Consider the following 24851-nt stretch of genomic DNA (forward strand, 5'->3'; position numbering starts at 1 on the left):
CTACGGTCCTGCCTTCGCGGGAGCGGCGGGGGTTGAGCGCTTCATCAGGCCCTTGGTGAAGAGGTACGCGGCCGTCTGGTAGTAGGTGATCGCGTCCTTCGCATCCACCGGATCGGGGTGATCCACCGGCGTGGCGTCGCCCGTCGAACGCTCCGGCAGCATCTGTTTCACCGGCATCCGCGGAACCAGGGAGGTGAGACGGTCACCGTGCAGGTAGCCGAGTTCCTGGTACGTGCTGAGGAAGGCGCGTTCGCGGCCCGGCTCCAGGCGGAACAGGTCGTAGCCGTAGAACCGCGAGGTGTAACTGAAGCCGAGCATGCCCAGCACGGTCGGCGGGATGTCGATCTGGCTCATCAGCCGGTCCACGCGGCCGGGCTGCACGTGCTTCGGCGAGTAGATGAACAGGGGGATGTGGTAACGGTCCACCGGCAGGCTGGTCTTGCCCGCGCTGGTGGCGCAATGGTCGGCGGTGATCACGAAGATCGTGTCGTCGAACCACGGTTTGGTGGAAGCGCGCTTCAGGAAATCCGCGATCGCCCAGTCGGTGTACTGCACGGCGGCGCGGCGCGAACCCTGGGGCAGCTTCACCCGGCCCGCCGGAAAGGTGAACGGCCGGTGGTTCGAGGTGGTCATCACATGGCCGAAGTACGGCTTGCCTTGCGCATAAGCGGCATCCATGCGCTTCATCACCAGCGTGTAGAGGTCCTCGTCGGCGACACCCCACACGTTCTCGGCATGGATGTCCTTGTCGGCGATGGCGTTGCGATCCACCGCCGTATAGCCGTTGCTGGCGAAGAAGTGGTTCATGTTGTCGAAGTAGCCGTAGCCACCGTACACGAACTCGGACGCGTAGCCCTTCGCGTTGAACACGTCGGCCAGCGACCAGAGGTTCTCGTTGTCCGGCCGCTTCACGATCGACTCGCCGGGGGTCGGTGGCACGGACAACGCCAGCGCCTCGAGGCCGCGCACGGTGCGCGTGCCGTTGGCATACAGCTGGGTGAAGAAGAGGCTCTTCGCGGCGAGCGCGTCGAGGTTCGGCATCAGGTGCTTGTGCTTGCTGACATCGAGCCCTTCCACGTAATCGCCGGACAGGCTCTCGACGCTGATCAGCACCACGTTGAGCTTGCGCTCCGGCCTGTCCGCCGTGATCGTGCGCGTGATGTCCTGCGGGTCGCTGCTGGTGAAGGTGGCGTCGGGTGTCTTCAGCAGGCTGCGCAGGTTGGCGAAGGCCTGGTCGTCGGGCAGGGTGGGGTAGTACTTCGCGTAATCGAGCTCGTTCTCGCGGAAGGCGGCGAAGAACTGGTAGATGCCGTTGCCGGCGAGCTCGTTGACGTAGTTGTTGCTGGAGCGGTCCTTCATGGACCCGCTGACGGCGAAGCTGACCGCCACGGTCAGCACGAGCCATACCCCGACCACGCCGCTGCGGGCCAGGAAGCGGGAGCCGTCGTCACGGGCCGCCAGCGACCGGCGGCTGAAGCGCATCACCACGAAGGTGGCCACGAGCAGCAAGGCCGTCCAGGTGGCGATCGGGTAGGACTCGCGGATGTTGCCGACCACCTCGTGCGTGTAGACCAGGTAGTCCACCGCGATGAAGTTGAAGCGCGCGCTGAATTCGCCCCAGAACACGAGTTCCGCCGCGCCGAGGTAAAGCACGGCGAAGGCCAGCACGCTGCACAGGGCGAAGAAGGCCCCGTGCCCCCAACGCGACAGATAGGCGCGGCGGGGCAGCAGCCAGAGCACCAGCAGCAGGGGCCAGGCGAAATAGATGAAGGTGATCAGGTCGTAGCCGAAGCCGACGGCGAACAGGTACGCCCACTGTCCCAGGTCGAACGGCACCTCGTGGCGCGTCTTGACCAGGAGAATCAGCCGGACCAGGAAGGCGACGCCCACGAAGAGGACGCCGAACCAGAGGAGGGGCCTGAAGCGCTGACGCAGGGCGCCGGGGGCCGGGGAAACGGATTGCATGAAACCTCGCGAGCGGACCGGCTCCGGAAAGGAGCGCGGCATACTCGCAGGGTAAGTAGCCCTGCTTACATCGGGCTTTCCCGATGCTTAGCGTAAGCTTTCGTCCCGCAGAAAAATGCGCTATGCCGTCAGCGCGCGTCATGTGGCAACCTACACGACCTTACGACACAGCAATGCGGAGCCACGGCTGACGTGGAGCACGAGACCCGGACGGAGCTCCCGTCGACCGACCCTTCAAGCACCCGGCGAGCCCTCTACGCGACCCTCCTGCGGCGCGCGGGCGGCCCCTTGCTGTCTGTGCTCCTGCTCTGCCTGGCGCTGTGGGCCCTGCACGCCATGGCCAGCGAGGTTACCTACCGGCAGATCGCGGGCTACGTCCACTCGCTGCCGAACGCCGACTTGGCCCTTGCCGTGCTGCTCACCGCGGCCGGCTTCGGGGTGATGACCCTCTACGACTGGTTTGGCCTGGCCACCGTCGGGAAGCGCCTGCCGGCGCCCCGCGTGGGCTTCATTTCCTTCATCAGCTACGCGTTCTCCAATGCGTTGGGGATGTCGCTGCTGATCTCCGGCTCGATCCGCTACCGCTTCTATGTCCAGGCCGGGCTCACCACGGGCGAAGTGGCGCGCGTGGTCCTCTACACCACGCTGAGCTTCTGGCTGGGACTGGCCGCCCTCACCGGCGTCACCCTGCTGCTGGTGCCGATTCCCGCGGAGGTCCCGCTCTCGGGCCTGCGCCTTCCGCTCGCCGCGGTACTCGTCCTGGTTCCGCTGGCCTGGTTCGTCATCGCGCTGGCGGTACGCCGGCCCCTGCGGATCTGGCGCTGGTCGATCCACGCGCCGACGCCCGCCGTCGCGGCACGCCAGATCGTGATCGGCGCGCTCGACTGGGGCCTTGCCGCGGGCGTGCTCTACCTGCTGATGCCGGAGGCCATCGCGGGCGGGTTCGGACATTTCCTGGCGATCTTCGTGGTGGCCCAGATGGCCGGGCTGATCAGCCATGTCCCCGGCGGGCTGGGCGTCTTCGAGGCGGTGATGCTCGCGGGCTTCGGCGCCACCGGCAACCATGGCCTGGAAGCGCCCATCCTCGGCTCCCTCGCCGCCTACCGTCTGATCTATTACCTGTTGCCGCTGGGCGTGGCTACGCTGCTGGTGATCTGGAGGGAAGTGCGCGCGCTGCGCCATGCCGCGCTGGTCACCCCGTGGTTCAGCAGCCTGCTGCCGCCGTTCTTCGCCGGCCTGACCCTGGTCTGCGGCGCCGTCCTGCTGTTCTCCGGCGCCACGCTCGCGATTCCGGGCCGCATGGAGATCCTGCGCGGCTTCGTGCCGCTGCCGCTGGTGGAGGTGTCGCACTTCCTGTCCAGCGTGGTGGGCATGCTCCTGCTGATCCTCGCCCGCGGGCTGCAGCGAAGGCTGGATGCGGCCTACGTACTGACGCTGGTGCTCCTGGTCCTCGGTGCGATCTTCTCGCTGCTCAAGGGCATCGATTACGAGGAGGCGGGCCTGCTGTCCCTGCTCGCGCTCGCGCTGGCACCGGCGCACAAGCACTTCTACCGTCGCGCCTCGTTGTTCCGCGCCACGTTCTCGCCCGGCTGGGTGCTGGCCATCGCCTCCGTGCTGGCATGTGCCACCTGGCTGGTGTTCTTCAGCTTCAAGCACGTCGAGTACAGCAGCAACCTCTGGTGGGAGTTCAGCTTCCGCCACGGTGGCGCCCCTCGCGCCCTGCGCGCCCTGGTCGGCGCCACCGCGGTGGTGATGCTGTTCGCCCTGGCGAACCTCATCCGTCCGGCGCGGCCGCGCCGCGCGCTGCCGGGGGAAGCCGAACTGGCGCGGGCCCTGCCCCTGGTGAAGAGCTTCGATTCGGCGCAGGCGCACCTCGCCCTGGTCGGCGACAAGATGCTGATGTTCGCGCCCGGCGACCGCGCCTTCATCATGTACGACGTGGAAGGCCGCAGCTGGGTCGCCATGGGCGATCCCGTAGGCACGGACGAAGAAGCCCGGCGCGAGCTCGTATGGGCGTTCCGCGAGGGTTGCGAGCGCGCCGGCGGCTGGCCGCTGTTCTACCAGGTGAGGCCGCGCGACCTGGACCTTTACCTCGAAGTGGGCATGACTCTGCTCAAGGTCGGCGAGGAAGCGCGCGTGCGCCTGGCCGACTTCAACCTCGACGGCAAGTCGAAGAAGACCCTGCGCGGCACCGTCAACAAGCTTTCCCGCGAAGGCCTGCGCATGGAGATCGTGCCGGCGGAGGACGTACCCGCATTGCTCCCGCGGTTGAAGGCCATTTCCGATGCGTGGATGCGCGACAAGAAAGTGCGCGAGAAACGCTTCTCGCTCGGCCTCTTCGACGAGCGCTATCTTTCCCGCACGCCGATGGCGGTCGTCTGGCAGGGCGACGAGCCGGTGGCGTTCGCCAACATCTTCGTCACGGCGAACAAGGAAGAAGCCTCCGTCGACCTCATGCGCCATCTTCCCGAGGGCCCTTCCGGCATCATGGATTTCCTGTTCATCGAACTGATGGTCTGGGCGAAGGCCGAAGGCTATCGCTGGTTCAACCTCGGCATGGCGCCGCTTTCCGGCTTGCAGAACCGCCGCGCCGCGCCGCTGTGGAGCCGCTTCGGCGCCATCGTGTTCGGCCGTGGCGAGCGCTTCTACAACTTCCGCGGGCTGCACCGCTACAAGGACAAGTTCGATCCCGAGTGGGAGCCGCGCTACATCGCGGTGCCCGGCGGCATCGCCCTCCCGCTCGCGCTGGCCAACGTCGCCAGCCTGATCTCGGGCGGCATCGGCGGAGTCGTGCGTCGATGAAGCCGGCCGCGAAGAAAGCGCTCCGCTACGTGCTGTGGTCCGGCCTCGCCGTGCTGGTCCTTGGCGTGCTCGCGTGGCACCCGTGGACCCATGCGTCGATGGAAAAATCCACCGTCGAGCTGCCCGCCCTGAAATCCGCGCCGCCAGGCGAGGAAGACCTGCTGGTCGTCATCTATTCCGGCGATGGCGGCTGGTGGGACCTGGACCAGCGCCTCGGTGCCGTGTTCACGGAGCGTGGCATTCCCGTCGCGGGGGTCAGCACGTTCAAGTATTTCTGGCGCTACCGTTCGCCCGAGGAATCGGCGCACGACCTGGACGGCCTGCTGGACCGCTACACGCGGCAGTGGAACAAGAGCCGCGTGCTGCTGATCGGCTATTCGTTCGGCGCGGACGTGCTTCCGACCATCGTCGGAAAACTGAAGCCTGCCAACCGGGACCGCCTCAGCCAGCTCGTGCTGCTTTCGGCGAGCCGCGACGTGAACTTCGAGATCGAACTCGAGGGGTACATGCAGCAGGGCTGGTGGACCACGCACACGCACAACTTCCTGCAGTGGCTGAATCCCGTGGTGCACACGGATGCCATGCCGCCTATCGCCGCCCTGGGTGGCAAGCCCCCGGTGGCCTGCTACTACGGCGCGGAGGATGCGGACGATAGCGGGTGCACCGATCCGAAGCTGCCCCGTTTTGTTGAGGTTTTCCGGAAACCCGGCTCGCATCACTTCGACGAGAACTACGAGGAACTGGCGACGGAACTCATCCGCCGCATGCCGGGTAAGCCACCCGGCGCCTCCACGCGCCCTTAACGCTGTTAGCGTCTCCACGAATGTGAAGAGCTGTCACGAGATCTTCACCGGGGTGCCACTCAAAATTTCTCTTCCCGCGCCCACGCTTAAGGTCCGGGCGGGAAAGTGCGGCAGGAGAACGGCGATGCAACGACAACCGGGTAAACGGGATTACGGCTCCTTCGACTGTGCGTACCTGCGCAGCCTTGCCAGCCGGGGAGTGATCGTTCCCCAGCCGACCAAGCCGCCACGCCGGCAGGTCCATCCGGAGCGCGCGCAACCTGAGCGCCGCCGTGAGCCGCACGATAACCGCACGCCAGCCTGATCGCGGGCCTTCTTTCCGCGAAATAAGGTAAATCCTCGGCAAATTTAAGAATTCTCCTATATCCGTCGGCGGCCGACCTACGCAAGATGAGGTCTAAGCCTCCCCGGTCACCTCGGGCGAGGCGAAGAAATCGCCGATGACCGATCCGACGGCAGGATGCCGTCCGTCCCTAAGTTCGAGGATCGATCCCCCCTTCATCGGCGGTGGCGCCGCGCCGGCTCTGCCGGGCCGCGTCGGGTGGCCCAGGCCACTGGACCCAGGGACGGTCGCCATGGCCCTCCGCGTGAGCGCGAGGGCCATGTTTTTTTGCTAACCCTTGTTGCCGAAGAACATCGAGACCCCCAGTCCTGCCAGCACGGACGGGCCGTGCCTGCCGATGCGATGCAGCGCGTATGCGTCGAGCTGGACGTGGTCCCCGATGTCGTAGGCAAGGCCTCCGCCAACTTGCAATTCGTTGCCGTCTTCCGCGTCGTGGATCGCGTCGGCCTCGAGGTAGCCAAGCAGGTTCTTCCCGAACTTGCGTCCGAAGGTGGGGGCCAGGGTCCAGGTGTTCCTGCCCTTGAGGCGGTCCAGGTTCGCGTACAGCGTGTCCTGGTGGATGTCGTCGGGCTTCCATTGCATCGTGCTGCCAAGGCTCACCTCGCGCGCGCCGTTGCCGAAATCCTCGTCGCCGTTGGCGAAGGTCACCTTGCCGAGGGCCGCCCAGCTGAAGCTGCCCGCATCGCCTGATCCGGGCGATGCCCACTTCATGCCGACACTCGTGTCGCCGTGGCCAACGGCGTGGCGCCGCGAGCCCATCCCGCGTTCTTCCAGCCGGTTCCAGGCCGAACCCGCGACCTGGAGTTCGAGCGGCCCACCGACGCCAACGCGGATCAGGCTATCGGCGGTATACGTGCGATCGAGGTAGCCGTCCTCACGCTGCCTCTCGTAGGTGGGCAAGCCCTGTTCCAGCGCGAACGTGCCCGCGGGAAGCACGGTGGTGGCGAAACCGGCACCGGGACGATCGAAATCCGGAGGATCCGCGAAGACCGGTGCGGAGGAGAGCAAGAGGGCGGTGGCGAGTGCGATGCGAGGATTCATGCGCGCATTGTGCCCGCTGCATGTCGCGATACCGTGCACGGGCCGCTTCCGTGTGGTTCGTCACTGCGGTGCCTTCACTACCGGGAAGCTTTCGGCGAGCGACACGCTCTTCTCTTCCACGACATCGGACGCCGAGCGCGACAGCTTCACCGCATAGGTGCCCGCCGCGACGCGCCATCGCCTGGCCTTGTCGTCGTAACGCGCGAGCGCCAGCGGTTCCAGCGCGATGTCCACGCGACGGCTTTCGCCCGGCTTCAACGCGACCTTCGTCCAGCCCGCGAGGCGGCGCGTGGCCGCGCCCGGTGCGGTGACATAGATCTGCGGTACGTCGGCACCGGCGGCCTTGCCGGTGTTCTTCACCGTGACATGAGCAACGGGGTTGCCCTTCGCATCCTTGTCCACGCCGAAGCCGCTGTACGCAAAGCTGGTGTACGTCAGGCCGTAGCCGAACACGAACAGCGGTTCGCGCTTCGTCTTCTCGTACCAACGGTAACCGACGTCCGCGCCTTCGATGTTGTAATCCACGTTGTCGGCCGGCTTGGCTTTCGAATAGAGCCCGGCGCCTTCGATCGTGGCGCGCGGCAGCTGCGATTCGTCCTTCGGCCAGCTCAGCGGCAGGCGGCCGGACGGTGCGCTGACGCCGTAAAGCAGGCGCGCGATCGCTTCGCCGCCGCCCGAGCCCGGATACCAGGCCTCCATCGCCGCGTCCACGCGCTCGAGCCACGGCATCTTTACCGGGCCGTTGGTCTCGAGGATCACCACCGTCTTCGGATTCGCCTTCGCCACCGCTTCGATGAGCGCGTCCTGGCCGTCGGGCAGGGCGAGGTCCGGCGCGTCGAAGGATTCCGCCGCCCACTTGGTGACGAAGACGACGGCCACGTCCGCGCCTGCCGCCGCCTTTGCCGCGGCGGCGGGATCGGTACCCGGATCGAAACTCACCTTGCCGCCGAGCTTCTGCATGAAGGTAAGCGGCGCCGAGGGGTGGTACATCATCGGGCCGGGCCAGGCCTGCGGCTGCAAGCCGGGCACCGGGTCACCCGCCACGTCGCGCACCAGCGAGGAGCCGCCGCCGGCGAACACGCCCTTGTCGGCGTGACCGCCGATGACCGCCACCGACTGGTTCTTCGATAGCGGCAGCAGGCCGCCTTCGTTGCGCAGGAGCACCGCGCCGGCTTCCAGCGTATCGCGCGCGACGATACGGTCGGCGTCGTAAGGCACGTTACCCTTCTTCATCGGCTCGTCGATCACGCCGTGGGCGAACAGCGTCCGCATGATGCGCTTCACCATGTCGTCCAGCCGCGCCTTCGGGAATTCGCCCGAGGCGAGGGCCGCACGCAACGGCTTGTCGAAGTACACCTCCTTGTCGAAGGCTTCGCCGGCGGATTCCTGGTCGAGCCCGGCCAACGCGGCCTTCGCGCCGCTGTGAACGCCGCCCCAGTCGGACATGACGTAGCCCTTGAAGCCCCATTCCTGCTTCAGCACCTGGTTGAGCAGCCAGTCGTGCTCGCCGGCGTACGTACCGTTGACCCGGTTATACGACGACATGACCGAACCGGGATCGCCCTTGGCGATCGCGAGCTGGAAGGCGAGCAGGTCGGATTCGCGCAAGGCCACCGGATCGATGTCGGAACTGAGTGTGTTGCGGCCGGATTCCAGGTCGTTGATGACGAAGTGTTTCACCGTGGCGACCACCTTGCGTTCCTGGACGCCCTTCACCGTAGCGCCGACGATCGTGCCGGCCAGCAACGGGTCTTCGCCGGCGTATTCGAAATTGCGGCCGTTGCGCGGATCGCGGGTCAGGTTGAGGCCACCGGCAAGCAGCACGCCATAACCCTTGCCCCGGGCCTCGCCGCCGATCATGCGGCCGCCGGCGTGGGCGACGGCGGGATCGAAGCTCGCCGCCGTGGCGAGACCGGCAGGCAGCGAGATCGCTCCCTTGCCGTCGTTGCCGTCACGGGTGACGCCCAGGCCGGCATCGGTTTCGTTGAGGAAGGGCAGGCCAAGGCGCGGAAACGCCGGAACGAAGCCTGCGCCGTTCAAGGCGCCCGGAGGATTGGGACCTTTCTCCTTCACCTGGCCGAAGTCGGCACGGATCATCCGGAATTTTTCGTCGTCGGTCATCGCCGCGACGATCAGCTCCGCGCGGCGGTCGGGCGACAGCGAGCGGTCCATCCAGGGATGCGCGGCGGGCGCCGCGGCGTGGGTGGACCCGGCCATGCCGGCGGCGACGGCAACGGCGAGGATACGGAAACGTGCGATCTCGGACATGGTCACGGCTGCGGTTCGGGGGAATGCCTCACCATCGCCAAGTAACGCTCCCAGTGCAAGCCCACCCTTCGCCTTTTACGGGCACGACATGATCGTTTCACGACGACGAAACCTTCCGCGGCGCATGTTTCGCCAGGAAATGGATGGGGGATACCGGGACATGGAGGTCCTCATGAGTACGCATCGACGATCGCTTGCATGGATGGCGGGTGCATTTCTTGGTCTCGCCGCGCCTGCTGCGCCATCCTCCGATCTGCTTGGCAGTTCGCATGGCGGCCATTACTGGTTCGACTATTGCGAAGGCAAGCCCGACGCCGCTCCTCTACCGGGCGATCCAAGGTCGCTCGTGATTCCCACGAACGATCGCGCCGTGGCCTTCAACGTCGGCTGGCACGCGTGCCTGGCCCACCAGCCCGCCACGTGCGGCGCCTTGCGGGCAGAGGCCGCGCAAGGCGCGCGCATCGTGGTCGGCAACGGCGATCCCGAGGCTGGCTGGCAGTTCGGCAGCGGGCAGGCCTCGGGGCCGTTTTCCATTTCGGCGGCGCAATACAACCTGCTCTGGCTGCGCTGGGGCCGGCTAACGCGGCCTGCGAACTACGACCGGATGCTGGCCGAACGATACGGCACGCCGCTGGGCAGCACACGCAATCCGTACCCGTTGCCGGGCGAGGACCCTAACCTCACCAACGGCGGCAGTGGGCAACTGCCCATCGCCATGACGCAGACGCGCCTTCCCGACGGTCGCTGGAGCGGGCAGATCGGCCTCACCTGCGCGGTGTGCCACAGCGGCGAAGTGGGCAAGCCTGCCGACGGCCCGGGGCTGGGGCCAATACAGGGGAATGCCGGGCTGACCGACGTAAACCTCCTGCTGAGCGAATGGGGGAACGCAAACCATGGCTTCAGCCTGCTCAGCCTCAACCGGGTCCGCGGCAGCGGCAACATCACGAACTTCCAGATGTTCGCCTTGCTCACGCTGTTCGACACCGGCACGTGGCCCGCGATCTTCAATCCCGGCTTCTGGATTTCCGGCTCGAGCGGCAGCGAAGACGCACCGAACTGGTGGAATCTCGGCCATCGCCCGGCCAAATTCTTCGACGCGGGAATGAGCGCGGACTCCACCCGGATCGAACTATCCTGGTATATGCCGTACGCTGCGATGCCCCAATACCAGCTGGGCTTCGACTGGATCCTGGAACACGAAGCGGCCGTCAATACCTGGCTGCTCGGCCTCAAGGCGCCGACCTATCCTTTGCCTGTCGACGATGCGCTGGCGGAAGAGGGTGCGGTGCTTTTCCACACGCTGGACCTGTGGGCCCCGGAAAGACATAACCCGGTGCGCCGGCCGGAAGCGGGCAATGGCTCGTGTGCGAGCTGCCATGGCGCGTATGCGAAGCGCTATGTGGACGATCCGGCGTTCCTCGCGACACCGCTGCTCGAAGGCATGGCGGGCTACGTGACGCCCATCGACATCATCCAGACCGATCCCGCGCGCATGGATGCCAACAGCGCCGCGGTGGAGGCGCAGATGCAGGTCAGCTTTTTCGGCTACGACGGCAAGCCGGGCTGTGCCGAGGAGTACAACGCCATCGGCTATCTCGCGCAGCCGCTATACGGAGTCTGGGCTTCGGCGCCGTACTTCCACAACGGCTCCGTCCCCACCGTGGAGGCCGTACTCAAATCGTCGGAACGGCCCACCTTCTGGCGGCGCCTGTCCAAGCCTGCCCAGCCAGGATTCGTCATGGGTTTCGAGACCGACCTCGCACGAGGCTACGATCCGGTGAGGCTGGGTTGGAAATACGACACCCTCGCGTGCGGGGCGAGCAGCCTGTCGCCTTACCAGCGTTGCTTTCCGGCCGACCCTTTCGACACACCCCTGGTCCGCGCCGCACTGTCGCTGCTGTTCGCCAACGGTTCGCTCAGCTGGAACCTCCTCGGCACGATACTGGCCCCGGCGTTCACCAACGGGCAGGTGGAAGACCGCAAGATGTACAACACGCGGATGTATAGCCAGTCCAACAAGGGGCACGAGTTCACCGACGTGCTGACCGATGCGGAGCGGGCGGCGATCATCGAGTATCTGAAGACCCTGTGACGGCAAGGGAGTACTCTTCCGGCTTGCCATCGGGGCCGCCGGCCCCCACTTAAGTGATTCAATGAATTCACAAAAGTCGATGCCGCTCGCCGCCTTCCATCCCGCCGTCGCCGCCTGGTTCGCGAACGCGTTCCCCGCGCCCACCGAGGCGCAGGTGGCCGCGTGGCCGGCCATCCGCTCGGGGCGGCACACGCTGGTGGCCGCGCCGACCGGCTCGGGCAAGACCCTTACGGCCTTCCTCTCGGCCATCGACGTGCTCGTGCGCGAGGGCGTGGAACAGGGCGGCCTGCGTGATCGCACCACGATCCTCTACGTGTCGCCGCTGAAGGCCTTGTCGAACGACATCCGGATCAACCTGGAGGCGCCCCTGGCCGGCATCCGCGAGGAGCTGCGCAAGCTCGGCCTGCCGGACCTGGAAATCCGCACCGCCGTCCGCACGGGCGACACGCCGTCGGCGGACCGCGAGCGGATGAAGCGCCGTCCGCCGCATATCCTCGTCACCACGCCGGAGTCGCTCTACGTGCTGCTCGGCTCGGAATCCGGCCGGGCCATCCTGAGCGATATCCGCGAAGTGATCGTGGACGAGATCCACGCCGTCGCCTCCAGCAAGCGCGGCAGCCACCTGGCCGTGTCGCTGGAACGCCTGGAATCCATCGCACAGCGGCGCATCACGCGCATCGGCCTTTCCGCGACGCAGAAGCCCATCGAGAAGGTGGCCGCCTTCCTCACCGGCAACGAGCGCGAGGACTGCGCCATCGTCGACATCGGCCATACGCGCCGTCGCGACCTCGCCCTCGAGCTGCCGCCGGTGCCGCTCGAGCCGGTGATGTCGAACGACATGTGGGAGCTGGTCTACAACCGCCTCGGCAACCTCGTCGAACAACACCGGACCACGCTGGTCTTCGTCAACACGCGGCGCATGGCGGAACGCGTCGCTCGGCACCTCTCCGAGAGGCTCGGCAAGGAGGCCGTCACCGCGCACCACGGCAGCCTGTCGCGCGAGCAGCGCCTCGACGCCGAGCAGCGCCTCAAGCGCGGCGAGCTGCGCGCGCTGGTCGCCACGGCGTCGCTCGAGCTGGGCATCGACATCGGCGACGTCGACCTGGTTTGCCAGATCGCCTCGCCGCGTTCCATCGCCGCCTTCCTGCAGCGCGCCGGCCGGGCGGGTCACGCCGTGGGCGGTACGCCGAAGGCGCGCCTGTTCCCCATCTCGCGCGACGACCTGGTGGAATGCGCAGCCCTGCTCGACTGCGTGCGGCGCGGCGAACTCGACACGCTGGTCATTCCCGAGGCGCCGCTGGACGTGCTGGCCCAGCAGATCGTCGCCGAGGTCGCCTCCCAGGAATGGGACGAGGACGCGCTCTACGACCTCGTCCGCCGCGCCTATCCCTTCCGCCACCTGAAGCGCGAGACCTTCGACGAGACGGTGCGCATGCTGGCCGATGGCTTCACCACGCGCGTCGGTCCGCGCGGCTCCTACATCCACCGCGATGCGGTGAACCGCCGCCTGCGCGAACGGCGCGGCGCGCGCCTTACGGCGGTGACCTCGGGCGGCACCATTCCCGATACCGGCGATTACAACGTCGTGCTCGAACCGCAGGCGACCGTCGTCGGTACGGTGAACGAAGATTTCGCCGTGGAAAGCCTGGCCGGCGACATCTTCCAGCTCGGCAATCGTTCCTACCGCATCCTCCGCGTGGAAATGGGACGCCTGCGCGTGGAGGATGCCCAGGGGGCGCCGCCGAACATCCCGTTCTGGCTGGGCGAAGCGCCGGGACGCACGAACGAGCTGTCGATGGGCGTCTCGCGCCTGCGTACGGAGATCTCCGCGGCATTCGACGAGGGGGGCCGCGAGGCCGCACTTGCACACCTGGTGGACGTGGTGGGATTGATCGAGGCTGCGGCGGAGCAGATCGTGGATTACCTGTTCCGCGCGCGCGCCGCCCTCGGTGCCCTGCCGACCCGCGAGACGCTGGTGATGGAACGCTTCTTCGACGAGTCCGGCGGCACGCAGCTCATCATCCACACGCCATTCGGCAGCCGCATCAATCGCGCGTGGGGCCTTGCCCTGCGCAAGCGCTTCTGCCGCAAGTTCAATTTCGAACTGCAGGCGGCGGCCACCGAAGACGCGATCGTCCTCTCACTGTCCACGAGCCACAGCTTTCCGCTGGACGAAGTAGCGCGCTACCTGCATTCGAATTCCGCCGAGCATGTGCTGATCCAGGCGCTGCTGGACGCGCCGCTGTTCGGCGTGCGCTGGCGCTGGAACGCCACGACCGCGCTTGCCCTGCCGCGTTTCTCCGGCGGACGGAAGGTGGCGCCGCAATTGCAGCGCATGAAGAGCGAGGACCTCCTCGCCACCGTGTTTCCCGACCAGGTGGCCTGCGCGGAAAACCTCGCGGGCGAACGCGAGGTGCCCGAGCATCCGCTGGTAAAGCAGACGCTCGACGACTGCCTGCACGAGGCGATGGACTGCGAAGGCCTGCTGGAGGTCCTGCGCGGCCTGGAGTCGGGCGCCATCACCATGCACGCACGCGACCTCGCCACGCCGTCGCCGCTCGCCTCGGAGATCCTCAACGCCGCGCCTTACGCCTTCCTCGACGACGCGCCATTGGAAGAGCGCCGTACGCAGGCGGTGCAGTCGCGACGCTGGAACGATGCCGAAAGCGCGGACGACCTCGGCCGGCTGGACGCGGAGGCGATCGACGCGGTACGCGGGGAAGCCTGGCCCGAGGCACGCAGCGCCGATGAAATGCACGAGGCGCTGGTTCAGCTCGGTGCCGTCACGCTTGACGAGGTTCGCGACAACGCGGGCTGGGCAAAGCTGCTCGGCGCGTTGGCGAAGGATGCGCGTGCGACCTTGCTGGGCGGCGATGCTGTGCCGCTCTGGGTTGCTGCCGAACGTCTGCCGGTATGGCGTGCGCTGCGGCCTGGCCTGTCGATGGCTCCTGCCATCGTTGCGCCGGCCGAATTCGAGGCGCAGGCATGGACGGCCGAAGCGGCGCTGGTCGAGATCGTGCGTGGACGCCTGGGCGGGCTCGGCCCCGTGCCTGCCGCGACGCTGGCCGCGTCGCTCGGCGTCGCGCTTCCGGACGTCGATCTCGCGCTGACGACGCTGGAAAGCGAAGGCTATGTCATGCGCGGCCCGTTCTCGCCGGGCACGACGGAGACCGAATGGTGCGAGCGGCACCTGCTCGCGCGCATCCATCGCTACACCATCGGCCGCCTGCGGCGCGAGATCGAGCCGGTAACGCGGCGCGACTTCTACCGCTTCCTGCTCGACTGGCAACACCTGACCCGGGCCACCCAGGTATCGGGACCCGACGCGCTGGCCGGCGTGATCGGCCAGCTCGAGGGTTACGAGGCCGCCGCAGGCGCGTGGGAGGCCGAACTGCTGCCGGCGCGCGTCAACGACTACGGCATCGGCTGGCTGGACGACCTTTGCCGCGCCGGCCGCGTGGTTTGGAGCCGCCTGCGCCTGGGCACCGGCAGCGGTGGTCCCGTGCGCTCGACGCCTATCGTGCTCCTGCCGCGACGCCAGCTGGCCGTATGGTCGGCGGCGGCACCGGCGGCCAACGAGGAAGCCTCGCTGTCGTCGCGCGCCCAGGCCGTGGCGGAAACGCTGCGCGACGAAGGCGCACTGTTCTTCGACGAACTCGCCTCCGCCACGCGCCTGCTGCGCACCGAACTCGAGGATGCGCTGGGCGAACTGGTAGCCGCCGGCCGCGTCACCGCGGACAGCTTCGCCGGCCTGCGCGCCCTCCTCCTGCCTGCCTCGAAACGCAACGGCAGCCGTCACCGGCGCACGCGGCGGCACATGCTGAGCGGCATCGAGGATGCCGGCCGCTGGGCGCTCGCCCGCCGCCCAAGCGAACAGCGCAACGATGCCGACGGCCTGGAGCACATCGCACGCACGCTGCTGCGCCGTTACGGCGTGGTCAGCTGGCGCATCCTGGAACGCGAGGCCGCGTGGTTACCGCCGTGGCGCGAATTGCGCCGCGTCTACCACCGGCTCGAAGCGCGTGGCGAGATCCGCGGCGGCCGCTTCGTCGACGGGCTGGTAGGCGAACAGTTCGCGCTGCCGGAGGCTCTGCCGGCGCTGCGGCAGATCCGGCACCGCGCGCACGACGGCGAGATCGTCTGCATCGCCGGCACCGATCCCTTGAACCTCGTCGGCACGATCATGGCCGGAACGAAGGTCCCGGCCACCCTCGGCAACCGCATCGCGATCCGCGACGGCCTGCCGCTGGCCGCAATGGTCGCCGGGAAGTTCGTAACGCTGATGCCGCTGGAAGGCGACGAGGAGCGCGAGGCGCGAAGCTCGTTGCAGCGCAAAGCGACCTTCCAGACCGCCTGACCCCGCCACCTGACACGGACACCGCGCGCCTGTAGGAGCGCGCCCCGCGCGCGACAGCTTTTCGCGAGGAGCCGCAGGACCTGTTGCCACGTCGCGAAAGACTGTCGCGCGCAAGCGCGCTCCTACAATGCTGAGTCAGCGTAGCTGCACGTCGCCGAGGACCCACATCTTCGGCCCCGGCTTGCCGGTGATCACGAAGCAGAGATCGTGCGTGCCTTCGCGCTTGGGCAGGATGCCGTCCAGCGTGGCGCGGCCATCCTTCGCCTTCGCCAGTGGAATCGTCGCCAGCTTCGGTCCGTCGCAGGTGTCCTGGCGCACTTCCAGTTCCCCGGCCGCCGAGCGCGCCTTGCGCGAGACGACGTTCTTCGCGTCCTTCCACAGGGCGTAGTTGTACGGCAGGCGGTCGACGGTGACGGCGACGCCATAGCGGCCGTCGAGCTTCACGCCCTTCCACAGCCAGCAGGTGTCCATGATGTCCACCTTGTACACGGGCCGCTGGCCATCCACCGTGTCCGGCGACTCCAGCCTGAGCACGAGCTTGTCGCTGCACGTATCCAGTTCGTCGCTGGTCCGCCGCAGCAGCGACTTCGCGTCGATCGCGCGATCGCGCGGCCCGGCGAGCCCGAAGCCGCCGTCGAACGCATTCGCACGCACCGTGGCCGGCAGCGCGACATCGAAGGGCCCCGTATACGCCGTCGACTGCGCGGTGGGCGCCGAACCGTCCGTCGTGTAGCGCAGCGTGCCGTAACCCGTCTGGTTCGAGAGCGTGACCTTCGCGTTGCCGCCGTCGGCGGACTCCGCCGCGATGGCCACGGCGAACGCACCATCGGAAGGCACGATGCCCGCGGCACGGTAACGCGACATCTGCACGGGCATGCGCGCGAGGAAACCGTTCCAGTCCGCCTTCGGCGACCAGGTGCGCTCCGCCAGGGCGGCGATGCGCGGGAAGATCGCGTGCTGCGTGCGGTACCAGTTCGGCAGGTATTCGGTGAAGACCGTGACCTCGGCGCCGAGCACGTGCCGCGCCTTGTCGGCCGCGATGGCGGAGGGCACCGGATCGAAGTCGTAGATCGTCTTCATCGTCTGCGCGGACGGGCGGCCCGGCGGCTCGTCGGGCAGCGTGGATTGCAGGCGGTCGAGGTACAGTGTCGGCGACGGCGCCAGCACGACGTCGTGCCCTGCATTCGCGGCCTTGATCGCACCCTCGGTGCCACGCCACGACATGACCGTGGCGCTCGCCGGCACCTTGCCGTCGAGGATCTCGTCCCAGCCGATCAGCCGGCGGCCGTGGCGTTCGAGGTAGTCGCCGATGCGGGCGATGAACCAGCCCTGCATCTTCTCCTCGTCGTCGATGCCCAGCGACTTCATCTTCGCCTGCACCGTCTTCGACCGCTCCCATTCGTCCTTGGCCGCCTCATCGCCGCCCACGTGGATGTAGGTCGACGGAAAGATGGCCATCACTTCGTCCAGCACGTCCTGCAGGAAGGTGAACGTGCCGTCGTCGACGTTGTAGAGCGCGGTATTCACGCCCCAGTCCGAGGATACCGCGAGCTTCTTTCCGCTCGCACCAACCTTGGGATAGGACGCCACCGCAGCCTGCGCATGACCCGGCATCTCGATCTCGGGCACCACCGTGATGTGACGTTCGGCTGCGTAGGCGACGATCTGCTTCGCTTCCTCCTGGGTGTAGAAGCCGCAATACGGCTTGTCGTCGCCGCCGCTGAGCGCGGTATCGGGACCGACGGCCTTGCGGCAGGCGCCCGTCTCGGTGAGCTTCGGGTACTTCTCGATCTGCAGGCGCCAGCCCTGGTCATCGGTGAGATGCCAGTGGAAGGTGTTGAGCTTGTGCATCGCCATCTGGTCGAGCAGGTGCTCGATCTCGCTCACCGACTGGAAGTGCCGGCTCGAATCCAGCATGAGCCCGCGCCATTCGAAGCGCGGCGCATCGGCGATGTGCAGCCCCGGCACGCCGTTGCGCGCATTGGGGTCGGTCAGCAGCTGCCAGAACGTGACCGCGCCATAGAACAGGCCGGTTTCGTCATTCGCCGCGATGCGCACGCCGTCGGCGCTCACGTCGAGCGTATAGGCCTCGCGGCCCTTAATGTTTGCCTGCGTCACCAGCGCGATGGATTCGGTCCCCGCCTTGCCTTCGACGATCTCCGGCGCGGTGCCGCGCGCCTGGCGGATCCATCCCTGCAACTGGCTGGCTACGCGCCTGGCCTGCGTGTCGCCCGGCGTCACCGCGATCTTCGTCAGGGCGTCCATCCGGAAGTGTCCCGGCGCGCGCTGCAATTGCGCGGGCATCGGGATGAGCGAGAGCGGCGTCTGGTCGATGGGACCGGCTTCGTGCCTCGGTTGACTTGCGCAGGCGCTGAGGCCGGCGGCCATCGCGAGGAGAAGGAAACGGCGCATCGAGGGCTCCTGTCGTATCGGGCAGTCGTTCGATTGTATGTGGGAAGCTCTTTTCACGGGCAAAAAAACGGGCCCAATCGAGGAATTGACGGACCCGAGGGGAATGGAGCTTCGAGGGCTGCGTTTGCGGCCGTCCGTGGCCGCGCATCCATGACGCTTTATCAGAGGTCGAAGTGCACCGAGGCCATGTAGCGGCGGCCGGTGGTGTACTTGGCTACCGGCATCGCGGTGATGCCGATGTACTGCTTGTACTTCTCGTTGGTCAGGTTCATGCCCGCGAGGGTGAACGAGACCTGCTGGTTGAGCTTCCAGCCGAGCGTCGCGCCAAGATCGCCGTAGTCGGCCGTGGTGGCCGGCGGCGCACCGGCGATATAGCCGCCGGCGAGGTACTTGCTGCGCCAGTTGTAGGTGATGCGGGCGCTGAACGGGCCCATTTCGTAGTACGGGCTCACCGAATACGAGTTCTTCGAGTTGTAAGGCAGCGAACCACCGGAATCGAGCGTGCCCTTGGCATAGGTGTAGTTCGCCGTGACGCCGAAGCCGGTATCCCAGAAGGCCTGCTGATAGCTCAGGCTGCCGCCGCGCACCTTGCCCGAGCCCGTGTCGCGGGGCCGGCTGATGCTATAGGTGCAGAAGCCGTCCGGCGTGCAGAGACCCTGTGCGACCTGGCGCGCGAAGGTGGTCGGGTCAGTGAAGAGGCCCGAGTTGAACTGCGTCTCCGGGGCCGAATCGACAAACGTGTAATTCTCGATCTTCTTGTAGAAGCCGGTCAGCGCGATGTACGACTGCGGCGCGAAGTACCACTCGCCGGAGAGCGAGAAGTTCTTCGATTCGTACGGCTTCAGGTCGGGATTGCCGCCGGAGCCGGTGAGCACCGAATCGTTGAGGAACAGGTTGTTCACCTGCATGTTGTACGGCGGACGCGCGATCACCTTGGCGGCGGCCAGGCGCAGCACCACGTCTTCGGCCAGGTCGTAGGCGATGTTCAGGCTCGGCAGCCAGTTCTTCGTGGTCTTCGACGAGGTCTGCCACGAACCCGGAGGTGCCGGAAGGACCGGGGCGCCGCTGTAGTTGAAGCCGGTACCGTCGGTCTTGGTGTCCACGTAGCGGATGCCCACGTTGCCGTGGAAGTCGCCGCCGGCGAAGTTCGCCTGCAGGTAGGCCGCGTTGGTCTTCTCGACGAGCTTGTAGGTGCCGTTGAGATAGGTGCCCGGATCTTCGTTGCCGCCGTTGGTGTTACGGACCCACGCATACTGCGCGTCGCGGTCCGGCATCACGTGGCTCGACGATCCGTCCAGCGCGCCGTCGAAAGCGTCCAGGGTATCGGTGAAGCCGCCGAAGCCGAGAGCAGCGAGGTTGGTCGGTGCGTTCCCGCCGTAGACATGCGCCTGCATGCCTTCCTCGTGGCGGTTCCAGCGGTAGCCGAAGGCGAGTTCATTGAAGAACGAGTCGAAGTACTTGGAGAAATCGAGCTGGGCGTACGTGTCGCGCGCCTGTGCCGAATAGTCGCCATAGTTGCCGGGCCAGCCACCGAGGCCGTCCACGTCGCCCATGTGCCAGTTGGCCGGATCGCGCGCGGCGGCGGGATTGTCGAAGGCGAAGCCCTTGTTGATGTCCCAGGTGTAGCCGCCGGCGTAAACCGGCTCCATCACGGCCTGCGAGATGTTGTTGTTCACCGCCTTGCTGTAGCCGGCGGCGCCGGCCAGTTTCCAGCCGTCGCCTCGGTAGGTCGACTTCAGGTCGAAAGCCGAGGTGCGCACCACCGACTTGCGGATGTTGCTGTCGAACGTGCCTTGCGCAATCGCCGGGCAGCCGACCGAGTCGTTGCCGCAGACATGGCCGCCGGTGACCACGCCGTTCGGCCCCTGGTTGAAGCTGGTCACGTTACCCGGCGTGGCGCCGGTGAACGGATACAGCGATTGGTTCCAGTTGTCGAAGTTCTCGCGGACGAACAGGTTGTTGATGTCGATGTCCCAGTTGTCCGTCGGACGGATCTGGAAGCCCAGGGTCGCGGTATCGCGCTTGCGCTTCTGCTGGAACCACGCGGAGTTCACCTCATCGGGCACCTTCGCGTTCGGATCGAGCGAGCCGTCGGCGATGCCGGCCGCTACGGCGGGGCTCGAGGCCCACTTCGACACCGGGCTGTAGCTGAATATCTCGAAGCCCTGGCGGTCGATCTTTTCCTCATAGTGCTGCACGGAGCCGATCACGCCGAACGTGTTGCTGCTGTTCTTCCAGCTATACAGTGCCGAAGCGTTCGGACGCGTGCCCGGGGTGGCCTGGTCGTTGTAGTTCAGGCCGAACGAGCCGCGGATCGTGTTGGCCGGAAGGTCCAGCGGCTGCAGCGTGTGCAGCAGGATGGTACCGCCCAGGCTGCCTTCCGGCAGGCGTGCTTCGGGAGACTTGTAGACTTCCAGCCGACCGATGATTTCCGGGGCGAGCATGGTGAAGTCGAAGCCGCGGTTCGGCTGCGCGCCGTACTGCCACGGCGTCTGCGAAATCGGCTGGCCGTTGAGGAAGGTGAGGTTGAGGCTGGGGTCCGTACCGTCGATCGACACGCGGTCGCCCTGGCCGAACTGGCGATCGATGACGACGCCCGGGATCTGGGTCATCGCTTCGGCGACGTTGGTGTTCGGGAACTTGCCGATGTCCTCGGCAGTGACCGCCTCCACCACGGCGTCGGCGTTGCGCTTGGTGTCGAGCGACTTCTCGAGGCTGGCGCGGATGCCGGTGACGGTGATGCCTTCCAGCTGGGCCGCCTTGGCGGCGTCGGCTTTTTCCTGTGCGGTCTGCGGTCTCGCCGGTGCGGTCGTGTCCTGTGCGGCCACGGTTCCGGTGAGACAGCAAAGCCCGGCGATGATGCTCGCCGTCAGCAGGTTCTTACGATGCGACATGGTGTCCTCCCCTCAGAGGATGTAATCGACGATGGGCCTTGCGGCCCGCTTTTTGAACTAAGCCTGCGTTCCTTTCCCGCTCTTCAATGAGCGGTCGAACCGTGCAGGTAGAGACCGGCGGCACCGATCACACCCAACTGTCCGTGGTCCATCAGACGTACCGGCACTTGCTGGAGAAAGGCGCGCATGACGCCCTTGTTGAAGAACCTGGTGGTGAAGCTGCTGGCGAGCAGGCGCTCGCGCACCTGCGGCAGGATGCCTCCGGCGAGGTAGACGCCGCCGCGCGCGCCATACAGCAGGGCGAGGTCGCCGACGAAGCTGCCCAACAGCCCGCAGAACACGTCCAGCGCTTCCGACGCGGCAGCATCGCTGCCATCGAGGGCGGCGCCGGTGACGGCGGCGGGTTCGGCCAGCGTCGCGGGCGTGCCGCGCAGCCTGGAAACGGCTTCATAAAGATGGACGAGACCCGGGCCGGAGAGCGCCGTCTCGTAGGAAACGTAATCGCGGTCGCGGGCCAGCTCGCCGAGGATGGCGACCTCGCGCGCGTTGCCCGGCGCCAGCGAAATCTGGCCGGCCTCGGTCGGCAGCACGGTCGCGTGCGGACGGCCGGGCAGCAGCACGGCGGAGCCCAGGCCCGTGCCGGGTCCCATCACGAGGATCGGGCCTTCGGTCGCCGCGGCATCCGTCTCGATGATCGCCGTCGTCTCATGCCTCTGCAGGAACTGGCAGGCATAGGCGACGGCCTCGAAATCGTTGACCACCGCAAGACCGGAGAGACCCAGGGTCTGGCGGATGTCGCCGATCGACACGGGCCATGGAAGATTCTCGTTCACGATGGCATCGCCCAGCACGTAGCCGGCGCTCGCCACGGCGCAGTGTTCCACCGCCACCTCGCCATCCAGCCGGCCGACGAAGTCCTGCAGCACGGCCGTCAGGCTGGGCCAGTCGGCGCAGGCATAGCGCTCGTAGCGGAGCACGTCGATGACCGTGGAGGATGCGTCCGTGCTGCGAACCAGCCCGATGCGGGCGTGCGTACCGCCGACGTCGGCGGCCAGGAACGCCCCCGCTGGCGACGAACGCGGCACTTCCCGCTGTTTGGCCGATTCAACCACGCCCTACCCCTTTAAACTTTCGTGACAACCCCGTTATGGCGGCGAGTCTTGGCTCCCGTTGACAACGTTGTCAACAGGACAAATGGGCAGGACAGGCGACTTTTCATAACGCGTTGCAGCAGGAAACGTTTGCGTTCGTACTGGCGGATCTCGGTCGTAACCCGCTGTTGCAACGGGAAATGCCGATGTCTAGCCTGAACAAGCCACTTGACGCGGCGCGGCATCGAAAGTGTCCCGGCGTGCGACGAGCCGCGCAGGACCGTCGTGGCGCGATTGACAACGTTGGGCAGGGAAGCCGATAAAGACCGGATCGGGGCGGGTCCGGCCCCTGCGAGAGGGAAGCATCCATGTCGTCCACCACGGCCGCGGTTAACGCGACGCGCCATTCCAGCCTGGTCCCGATGATCATCATCGGCGTCCTGTTCTTCATCTTCGGCTTCGTCACGTGGCTCAACGGGCCGCTGATCACCTTCGTCAAGCTTGCCTTCAACCTCGACGACGTGAACGCCTTCCTGGTGCCGATGGCGTTCTACCTGTCGTACTTCTTCCTCGCCCTGCCCTCCTCCTTCATCCTGAAGAAGACCGGCATGAAGAAGGGCATGGGCCTCGGCCTCTTCGTCATGGCGATCGGCGCGGCGATGTTCGGCCAGTTCGTCACGATGCGCGTCTATCCCGGCGCACTCACCGGCCTGTTCGTGATCGGTGCCGGCCTTTCGCTGCTGCAGACAGCATCCAATCCGTACATCTCCATCCTCGGTCCCATCGAGAGCGGCGCGCAGCGCATCGCCTTCATGGGCATCTGCAACAAGGTGGCCGGCGCGCTGGCGCCGTTCGTCTTCGGTGCGCTGGTGATGAGCAACATCGACGGCCTCGACAAGCAGATCGCAGCCGCCGCGTCACCGGCGGAGAAAGACGCCCTGCTCGCCGCCTTCGCTTCGAAAGTGCACGTGCCTTACCTTGTGATGGCCGGTTTGCTCGTCGTGCTCGCGATCTGGGTAGTGCGTTCCTCGCTGCCGGAGATCAAGCCGTCCAGCGACAACTCCGAGCGCGCCATCGGCCACGACAAGGGCAGCCTCTTCAGCTTCCCGCACCTGTGGCTGGGCGTGCTCTGTCTGTTCGTCTACGTTGGCGTCGAGGTGATGGCAGGCGATGCCATCGGCACCTATGGCCAGGGCTTCGGCATGTCGCCCGCCGAAACCAGCCACTTCACGTCCTACACGCTGATCGCGATGCTGGTCGGTTACGTCGCCGGCCTGCTGCTGATACCCCGCTTCGTCTCGCAGCAGCGCTACCTCGCCTTCTCGGCGATCCTCGGCGTGGCCTTCTCGATCGGCACCTACGTCACCAGCGGCTACGTGTCGGTGGCCTTCGTGGCCGCGCTCGGCTTCGCGAACGCCATGATGTGGCCGGCGATCTTCCCGCTCGCCATCAAGGGGCTCGGCCGGCTCACCGAATTCGGATCGGCCTTCCTGATCATGGGCATCGCCGGCGGCGCCGTCATTCCGGTGCTGTTCGCGCACCTGAAGCAGCATTTCGACTTCCAGGCTGTGTTCGTCTGCCTGGTGGTGCCGTGTTACCTGTACATCCTGTACTACGGCGCGGCCGGACACCGGGTCGGCCAGCACGTGCGCGACTGAGTCTTCCGTCTTCGCTCCGTGACGGCCATCCGCTAGGATGGCCGTCCTGCTATCGAGGGTCGTAGATTGCGTAGCCCTACCATCAAGGACGTGGCCGAACGCGCCGGCGTCTCGCTGAAGACCGTCTCCCGCGTCATCAACCACGAACCGTCGGTGCATGCGCGTACCCGGGACAAGGTCCAGCGGGCCATCGAGGCGCTCGACTACCAGCCCGACCAGGCGGCGCGGAGCCTGCGCAGTTCCCGCACCTATGCCCTCGGCCTGGTCTACGACAATCCGAACGCGCACTACGTCATCGCCATGCAGAACGGCGTGCTCTCGGTGTGCCGCGAGCGCGGCTTCGGCCTGCAGATCCATCCCTGCGATTCGTCGGCGCCCAAACTCGCGGACCAGCTGGCCGACCTCGTCAGGCGCAACCGGCTGGCCGGCCTCGTGCTCTGCCCGCCCATGTCCGAACAACCGCGCCTGCTCGCCGCGCTGACCGAGCAGAAGATTCCCTTCGTCCGGATCATTTCCGCGCGGCAGGACCCGAAAGACGGCTGGCCCTGCGTGTTCGTGGACGACCGCGATGCGGCCTATGCGATCACCGAGCACCTGATCCAGCTCGGTCACCACCGCATCGGCTTCCTCTGGGGCGGCAAGGGGCATCGGTCCAGCCCGGAGCGCTACCAGGGTTACGAGGACGCCTTGCGCGAGTACGGCATCGCCGTGGACAAGCGCCTGGTGGTGGAAGGCGACTACTCCTTCGACGATGGCTTCCGCGGCGCGCGCAAGCTGCTCGCGCTGAAGGAGCCGCCTACCGCGATCTTCGGCTCCAACGACGAGATCGCGGCCGGCGTGCTGGCCGCCGCCCGCTCGGGTGGCGTCGACGTACCGTGGGAACTCTCCATCGCCGGCTTCGAGGACAGCCCGTTCTCGAAGCAGTCCTGGCCCGCACTCACCACCGCGCGCCAGAACACCGAGGAAATCGGCCGCCACGCGGCACAACGGCTGATCGCGGAACTCAACCGCGAAGGCGACGATCACGTCATCGAGAACGAGGGCTTCAGCCCCGACCTGGTCGTACGCGGCTCCACGGCCCCGCGACGCCCTCTGTAGGAGCGCGCCTGCGCGCGACATGTTTTG

At 66.8% G+C, this 24851-nt stretch carries 12 protein-coding genes; 6 read left to right on the plus strand and 6 right to left on the minus strand.

What is annotated here, in order from left to right:
• Positions 1-1965: an LTA synthase family protein gene (locus ACR9ZH_RS12920; RefSeq protein ID WP_481291159.1), complete on the minus strand. Its 1965-nt coding sequence runs from the start codon at positions 1963-1965 to the stop codon at positions 1-3.
• Between the two features lie 297 nt (positions 1966-2262).
• Between ACR9ZH_RS12920 and mprF the strand changes: the two genes are divergently transcribed.
• Both mprF and ACR9ZH_RS12930 read left to right on the plus strand, forming a co-directional pair.
• On the plus strand, positions 2263-4767 hold the full coding sequence (gene mprF / locus ACR9ZH_RS12925; RefSeq protein ID WP_481291178.1) for a bifunctional lysylphosphatidylglycerol flippase/synthetase MprF: 2505 nt from the start codon (positions 2263-2265) through the stop codon (positions 4765-4767).
• The gene (locus ACR9ZH_RS12930) at positions 4764-5570 is read left to right on the plus strand and encodes a virulence factor family protein (protein ID WP_481291160.1); all 807 of its coding nucleotides are present in this window, start codon (positions 4764-4766) and stop codon (positions 5568-5570) included. The genes mprF and ACR9ZH_RS12930 overlap by 4 nt, the downstream gene beginning before the upstream one ends.
• A gap of 613 nt (positions 5571-6183) precedes the next feature.
• Here ACR9ZH_RS12930 and ACR9ZH_RS12935 read toward each other — a convergent pair.
• Together ACR9ZH_RS12935 and ACR9ZH_RS12940 are read right to left on the minus strand one after the other, a co-directional pair.
• Positions 6184-6954, minus strand: coding sequence for a transporter (locus ACR9ZH_RS12935; protein ID WP_481291161.1), 771 nt, complete (start codon positions 6952-6954; stop codon positions 6184-6186).
• A 60-nt stretch (positions 6955-7014) separates the two neighbouring features.
• Positions 7015-9222 (minus strand): glycoside hydrolase family 3 C-terminal domain-containing protein, encoded by a 2208-nt coding sequence (locus ACR9ZH_RS12940; RefSeq protein ID WP_481291162.1) that lies wholly within the window; start codon positions 9220-9222, stop codon positions 7015-7017.
• Positions 9223-9394: 172 nt separating this feature from the next.
• On the opposite strand from ACR9ZH_RS12940, the gene ACR9ZH_RS12945 reads away from it, so the two are divergent.
• Together ACR9ZH_RS12945 and ACR9ZH_RS12950 are read left to right on the plus strand one after the other, a co-directional pair.
• Positions 9395-11314: a c-type cytochrome gene (locus ACR9ZH_RS12945; RefSeq protein WP_481291163.1), complete on the plus strand. Its 1920-nt coding sequence runs from the start codon at positions 9395-9397 to the stop codon at positions 11312-11314.
• 79 nt (positions 11315-11393) lie between these two features.
• Positions 11394-15671, plus strand: coding sequence for a DEAD/DEAH box helicase (locus tag ACR9ZH_RS12950; protein WP_481291179.1), 4278 nt, complete (start codon positions 11394-11396; stop codon positions 15669-15671).
• Between the two features lie 135 nt (positions 15672-15806).
• Here ACR9ZH_RS12950 and ACR9ZH_RS12955 read toward each other — a convergent pair whose 3' ends face one another.
• The 3 genes from ACR9ZH_RS12955 to glk form a co-directional block, all read right to left on the minus strand.
• Positions 15807-18083 carry a family 20 glycosylhydrolase gene (locus ACR9ZH_RS12955; RefSeq protein WP_481291164.1) on the minus strand — a complete coding sequence of 759 codons (2277 nt, stop codon included), beginning with the start codon at positions 18081-18083 and terminating at the stop codon, positions 15807-15809.
• A gap of 161 nt (positions 18084-18244) precedes the next feature.
• Positions 18245-20977 carry a TonB-dependent receptor gene (locus ACR9ZH_RS12960; protein ID WP_481291165.1) on the minus strand — a complete coding sequence of 911 codons (2733 nt, stop codon included), beginning with the start codon at positions 20975-20977 and terminating at the stop codon, positions 18245-18247.
• A gap of 83 nt (positions 20978-21060) precedes the next feature.
• Positions 21061-22089, minus strand: a complete 1029-nt coding sequence (glk, locus tag ACR9ZH_RS12965; RefSeq protein ID WP_481291166.1) for a glucokinase — start codon at positions 22087-22089, stop codon at positions 21061-21063.
• Positions 22090-22436: 347 nt separating this feature from the next.
• Between glk and ACR9ZH_RS12970 the strand changes: the two genes are divergently transcribed.
• Together ACR9ZH_RS12970 and ACR9ZH_RS12975 are read left to right on the plus strand one after the other, a co-directional pair.
• Positions 22437-23726, plus strand: a complete 1290-nt coding sequence (locus ACR9ZH_RS12970) for a sugar MFS transporter (RefSeq protein ID WP_481291167.1) — start codon at positions 22437-22439, stop codon at positions 23724-23726.
• Between the two features lie 66 nt (positions 23727-23792).
• Positions 23793-24824, plus strand: coding sequence for a LacI family DNA-binding transcriptional regulator (locus ACR9ZH_RS12975; protein ID WP_481291168.1), 1032 nt, complete (start codon positions 23793-23795; stop codon positions 24822-24824).
• The last annotated feature ends 27 nt before the right edge of the window (positions 24825-24851 follow it).

The organism is Luteibacter sp. SVR4-7G, assembly GCF_056755555.1.